Source organism: Geotalea toluenoxydans JCM 15764 (assembly GCF_001311985.1).
Taxonomy (GTDB): domain Bacteria; phylum Desulfobacterota; class Desulfuromonadia; order Geobacterales; family Geobacteraceae; genus Geotalea; species Geotalea toluenoxydans.
Map to the genome: position 1 here is coordinate 1 of NZ_BBCJ01000060.1, position 4,519 is coordinate 4,519.

The 4,519-nt window shown below is 57.1% G+C and carries 9 protein-coding genes; all 9 read left to right on the forward strand.

Features of this window, described 5'->3' with window-relative positions; all coding sequences use genetic code 11:
* Positions 1 to 73: 73 nt before the first annotated feature.
* The 9 genes from JCM15764_RS30525 to JCM15764_RS30720 all read left to right on the forward strand — a co-directional run bounded on the left by JCM15764_RS30525 (position 74) and on the right by JCM15764_RS30720 (position 4,413).
* A complete protein-coding gene (locus JCM15764_RS30525; RefSeq protein ID WP_243689540.1) occupies positions 74 to 484 on the forward strand; it encodes a 4Fe-4S dicluster domain-containing protein in 411 nt (136 codons plus the stop codon).
* Complete coding sequence (locus tag JCM15764_RS30530; protein ID WP_243689541.1) at positions 415 to 948, forward strand: (Fe-S)-binding protein; 534 nt, start codon at positions 415 to 417, stop codon at positions 946 to 948. Before JCM15764_RS30525 ends, JCM15764_RS30530 begins: the two co-directional genes overlap by 70 nt.
* A gap of 5 nt (positions 949 to 953) precedes the next feature.
* The gene (locus tag JCM15764_RS30535) at positions 954 to 1,223 is read left to right on the forward strand and encodes a heterodisulfide reductase-related iron-sulfur binding cluster (protein WP_243689548.1); all 270 of its coding nucleotides are present in this window, start codon (positions 954 to 956) and stop codon (positions 1,221 to 1,223) included.
* A 140-nt stretch (positions 1,224 to 1,363) separates the two neighbouring features.
* Positions 1,364 to 2,380, forward strand: coding sequence for an FAD-dependent oxidoreductase (locus JCM15764_RS30695; RefSeq protein WP_243689542.1), 1,017 nt, complete (start codon positions 1,364 to 1,366; stop codon positions 2,378 to 2,380).
* Positions 2,381 to 2,450: 70 nt separating this feature from the next.
* Positions 2,451 to 2,975, forward strand: a complete 525-nt coding sequence (locus tag JCM15764_RS30700; RefSeq protein ID WP_243689543.1) for a hypothetical protein — start codon at positions 2,451 to 2,453, stop codon at positions 2,973 to 2,975.
* A gap of 7 nt (positions 2,976 to 2,982) precedes the next feature.
* Positions 2,983 to 3,321, forward strand: coding sequence for an NAD(P)-binding protein (locus JCM15764_RS30705; RefSeq protein ID WP_243689544.1), 339 nt, complete (start codon positions 2,983 to 2,985; stop codon positions 3,319 to 3,321).
* Positions 3,309 to 3,464: a hypothetical protein gene (locus JCM15764_RS30710; RefSeq protein ID WP_243689545.1), complete on the forward strand. Its 156-nt coding sequence runs from the start codon at positions 3,309 to 3,311 to the stop codon at positions 3,462 to 3,464. The genes JCM15764_RS30705 and JCM15764_RS30710 overlap by 13 nt, the downstream gene beginning before the upstream one ends.
* Before the next feature lie 39 nt (positions 3,465 to 3,503).
* Positions 3,504 to 3,863: a hypothetical protein gene (locus JCM15764_RS30715; RefSeq protein ID WP_243689546.1), complete on the forward strand. Its 360-nt coding sequence runs from the start codon at positions 3,504 to 3,506 to the stop codon at positions 3,861 to 3,863.
* Between the two features lie 94 nt (positions 3,864 to 3,957).
* Complete coding sequence (locus JCM15764_RS30720) at positions 3,958 to 4,413, forward strand: 4Fe-4S binding protein (RefSeq protein ID WP_243689547.1); 456 nt, start codon at positions 3,958 to 3,960, stop codon at positions 4,411 to 4,413.
* The last annotated feature ends 106 nt before the right edge of the window (positions 4,414 to 4,519 follow it).

Here is a 4,519-nt window from a genome sequence, read left to right on the forward strand (position 1 = left end):
ACCCCTCGCGGGTATCCAATTCTTTGGGCGCCCGCAAGGGGTGCCCCTACACGGCGCATAAAAGGAACTGAAAGTGGAAACTGTCGCCCCGTTCAAAGAGATCATCGATGTCATCAAGGAAGAAGGTGGAGATGCCTTCAAATTCTGCTACCAGTGCGGCAAGTGCGATTCCGTCTGCCCGTGGAACAGGGTGCGCTCATTCAGTATGCGCAAGCTGGTCCGCCAGGCCAGTCTGGGACTGACTGAGATCGAAAGCGAGGACATATGGCGCTGCAGCACCTGCGGCAGGTGTCCCCAGAACTGCCCGAGGGGTGTGAAACAGATCGAATCGGGGGTTGCTTTACGAAGGATTGCCACCCAGAACGAGGTGTTTCCCACCGCCGTGGAACCGCTGCGCACGGTAAGCGTGGGCTCATGGGAGAAGGGAACCCCTTTAATGACGATCGGAAAAAGAGGGGCGACTGGGCGGAAGGTCTGGCGGTAAAGCAGTTCACCAAGGAGATGGATGTTCTCTATTTCTCCTGCTGCTATTTAAGTTATGCACCGAGATTGAAGAAAGTGGCTGCTGCCACGGCCGCTGTCCTCAACAAGGCAGGGGTGAAATTCGGCATACTGGGTGACAAAGAGGGCTGCTGCGGGGAAAGCATCCGCAAGACCGGCAACGAGGAGCTTTTCAGGAAGCTCGCCAAGGAGAACATCCAGAACTTTATCGATAACGGCGTCAGGAAAATCCTCGTTTCCTCCCCCCACAGCTACCACACCTTCAAAAATGAATATCCCGAGTTCATGGTGAACTTTGAAGTGGTGTACGTCACCGATTACCTGGACGAGCTGATCAGGGACGGCCGGCTCAAGCTCGACAAGGAATACGCGAAAAAAGTTACCTACCACGATCCTGTTACCTGGGTCGCCACAACGGCATCTATGAGCAGCCGAGGGAGATCCTGAAGGCGATAGCCGGCCTGGAACTGGTGGAGATGGCGGATTCTCGGGAAAACAGCCTCTGCTGCGGCGGGGGCGGCGGCAGGATTTGGGTGGAAACTCCCAAGGAAGAGCGCTTTTCCGATCTGAGAGTTGGACAGGCCGTCGCCGTCGGCGCCGAGGTGCTGGCTACCTCCTGTCCCTATTGCATAACCAATTTTGAAGACAGCAGGCTCTCTCTTGATGAGGGGGTGGTCCTGGAAATCAAGGACATCACGGAAATTCTTCAGGAGCTGATTTAGGACCGAAGGCAGAGGTCTTTGCAGCCTGCGCTTTTCCCCCTCTCCCGCCCTCCCCTGGTGGGAGGGGCCGGGGGAGGGGGGGAAGGTCTGGTTTTTAGGCACAGATAGCAAATCAAGGGGTGCTCACGGTGGAAAATGACATGTCACAGAAAAACTTTATTGATGTTCTCGTAGTCGGCGGCGGTATCAGCGGTATCCAGGCTGCACTGGATCTTGCCAACAGCGGGTTCAAGGTCAATCTCATCGACAAGTCTCCGGCCATCGGCGGCAAAATGTCGCAACTGGACAAGACCTTTCCCTCCAATGACTGCTCCATGTGCATCGAATCTCCCAAGTTCAATGAATGTAGCAGGCATCCCAATATCGAGATCCTGACCTACACAGAGGTGGAGAGCGTCAAGGGAAAGGCCGGAAACTTCAAGGTCACCCTGGTGAAGAAGCCGCGCTACGTTGTGGAGGAGAAGTGCACGGGGTGCAATCTCTGCGTGGAATACTGCCCGGCCAAGGTTCCTGACGCGTACAACCAGAATATTTCCAACAACAAGGCCATTCATATCCATTTTTCCCAGGCCCTGCCGTTGATTCCCTATGTGGACCCGGCTGCATGTCTCTATCTTAAAGACGGGTCGTGCACCATTTGCGTGGGGGTCTGCAAACCCAACGCCATCGACCTGCATCAAGAAGAAGAGCTGATGGAAGTGCAGGCAGGGGCCATCGTCCTCGCTCCCGGTTTCGAGACCTTCGACCCCAAGCTCAGGAGCGACTACGGCTACGGTGTCTTCGAGAATGTGGTGACCAGCCTGGACTACGAGCGGATTCTGAGTTCCACAGGTCCCTACGAGGGGACGATCAGCCGTCCCTCGGACAAGAAACATCCCCACAAAATCGCCTGGATTCAGTGTGTCGCTCGCGCCAGGTCAATCCCGACGGGGGAAACAGCTACTGCTCGGCGGTCTGCTGTGCCTACACGCAAAAGCAGGTCATCCTCACCAAAGACCATGACCCCGGCATGGAAGCCACCATCTTCCACAACGATATCCGCGCCTTCGGCAAGGATTTCGAGCGTTTCTACCAGCGTGCCGAAAAACTCTCCGACGTGCGCTTCATCAGAAGCTATGTCTCCATCGGCAAGGAGAACCCGGAAACCAAAAATGTGAGCATCCGCTATTCAGCCTTCGATCAGGGGGTGAAGGAAGAGGAGTTCGACATGGTGGTCCTCTCCGTCGCTTGAATCCTCCCGCCGACGTCCGGACTATTGCAAGCACGTTCGATATAGAGCTTAACGAACATGGCTTCTGCAAAACCAGCCCATCCAACGCCATTGAAACTACCCGTCCTGGAATTTTTGTCAGCGGTGCCTTCACCGGACCGGCCGACATCCCGGAATCGGTTGTGACCGCCGGTGGGGCCAATGCCCTCTGCAGCGAGCTTCTCGCCTACCGGCGCGGCGATCTTTCCCGTGAGCGGGAATACCCGCCGGAAAAGGATGTCACCAATGATGACATCAGGATCGGCGTGGTGGTCTGCCTGTGCGGCGCCAATATCGGCCGTATCGTCGATACCCTCTCCGTCGTCGATTATGCCGCCGGTCTTCCCAATGTGGTCTACTCTGCGCGGAACATGTTTGCCTGTTCCACGGGAGAACGCCCAGCTGATAGCGGATGCCATCGTCGAACACAATCTGAACCGCGTGGTGCTGGCAGCCTGCACCCCCCGGACCCACGAGCCGTTATTCAGGGACACCTGCCGTGAAGCGGGGTTGAACCAGTATTATTTCGAATTCGCCAACATTCGGGAGCACTGTTCCTGGGTTCATTCCAAGGACAAGGAAGGCGCCACCGAAAAGGCCAAGGATATCGTCCGGATGGCGGTAGCCCGGGCGGCTCACCTGGAGCCGCTGCAGGAGTTCCAGCTGCCGGTCAACAAGACCGCGCTGGTGGTGGGGGGTGGCATGGCCGGCATGACCAGCGCCCTGAACATGGCCAACGTCGGCTTTGAGGTCCACCTGATCGAAAAAACCTCCGACCTGGGGGGGATGGCCCGCCGGATCCACTATACCTGGATGGACTTGAGGTCCAGCCTCTGTTGGACGACCTGATACGCAAGGTCTACCGCCACCCGTCGATCCACGTCTCCCATGACGCCACCATTACCGATGTCTCCGGATATGTGGGCAACTTTGTCACCAAGGTAATTTCCGAAGGGCGCACCAGGGAGATCCTCCATGCGCCGCCATTCTAGCCACCGGCGCCGATGAATACAAACCCTCGGAATACCTCTATGGCCAGGACGAACGGGTCCTCACGTCACTGGAACTGGAAGAGCGCATTGCCAAAGGGGACGAACAGACCCTGGCGCCAGAGCCTGGTTATGATCCAGTGTGTGGGCTGCCGGGAAGAGGGGAAGAACTACTGCAGCCGCGTCTGCTGCAGCCAGTCAATCAAGAATGCCCTGAAACTGAAGGAACTCAAGCCCGAGATGGAGGTCTACGTCATCTATCGGGACATGAGGACCTACGGTTTCAAGGAAGATTACTACCGTGAAGCCTCCAACAGAGATGTGAAATTCATCCGTTATGAGCCAACTGATAAACCTTTGGTTGAAGCAGCCACGGAGGGGGGGCGGCCCATCATCGGGTAACCGTACCGGACCCGGTTCTCGGTCAGAAACTGGCGATAGATGCCGACCTGCTGGTCCTGGCTGCCGCCGTCATCCCTTCGGCATCGAGCAGGAAATGGCAAGACTGTTCAAGGTAGCTTTAAACACCGATGGTTTCTTCCAGGAGGCCCATGTAAAGCTGAGACCCGTTGACTTCGGCGCCGACGGCATCTTCCTCTGCGGTCTTGCCCACTATCCGAAGCATATTACGGAGACCATCAGCCAGGCTTACGGCGCTGCTGGCCGAACGGTAAACCTGCTCAGCCGCAATTCGGTCACTGCCTCGGGTGCGGTATGCGACGTGACCAGGAGCAACTGCGTGGCGTGTGCGGCCTGCATCACCGCCTGTAATTATGGTGCCATAGAATTGGTCGATACACCTTTCGGCAAGGAGGCCACGGTGAATCCGGCCCTGTGCAAGGGAGACGGCCTGTGCAACACCAAGTGCCCCACCGGCGCCATCTACCTGAAGCACTATACGAACGAGGAGATCTGGTCCCAGATCGATGCAGCGACTCCGGAACTTGATTGAGCTCACCCAGCGTTGTCCGGTTAGGTTCTTGTCGCCTGCGCATTTCCCCCTCTCCCTTGCCCTCTCCCACTAGGGAGAGGGAACCTCAAGCCCCCTCCCTTCGATG